Source organism: Psychrobacter sp. NPDC077938, assembly GCF_044542635.1.
Classification (GTDB): Bacteria; Pseudomonadota; Gammaproteobacteria; order Pseudomonadales; family Moraxellaceae; genus Psychrobacter.
The window spans coordinates 1-531 of sequence record NZ_JBITUW010000003.1 but is presented as its reverse complement, the minus strand read 5'-3'; the positions used below and the strand labels follow the sequence as shown (position 1 = coordinate 531).

The 531-nt window shown below is 53.9% G+C and carries 1 protein-coding gene; it reads left to right on the top strand.

What is annotated here, in order from left to right:
• Positions 1-531 (top strand): Ig-like domain-containing protein (locus ACIGBM_RS06155; RefSeq protein WP_397477353.1); only part of this gene is annotated, 531 nt, incomplete at both ends.

The window sequence follows — 531 nt, the reverse complement described above, 5'->3', positions numbered from 1 at the left end:
AGTCACCTTTACCCCAGAAGCAGGTTTTACCGCTGATCCAACGCCTGTCAACTATGTCGTCTCTGATGTCACTGGCAACAAGTCAAACGAAGCGACCGTCACCATTGACTATCCGCAAACCGCACCAGTGGCAGTGGATGACAGCGAATCGGGTGCTTCAGGTGCCACCGTTGAAGTTGACGTCGTTGGTAACGATAGCGACGCTGAAAATGATCTTGACCCAACGACCGTCATCATCACCCAAGCGCCAGTTGGCAGCACTATTGCCGCTGACGGCAAATCGGTGGATGTACCAGGCGAAGGCACATGGACGGTCAATCCGACTACAGGTGCCATCAGCTTTGCCCCAGCAGCTGGTTTTACCGCTGATCCGACACCAATCAGCTACACCGTAGACGACGCAACAGGCTTAACCTCAAACGAAGCGACCGTCACTATTGACTATCCGCAAGCAGTGAATGACCTGCAAACGGGTACCTCAGGCAGTCCAGTTGTGGTCGATGTGTTTGCTAACGACAGCCAAGCTGACGC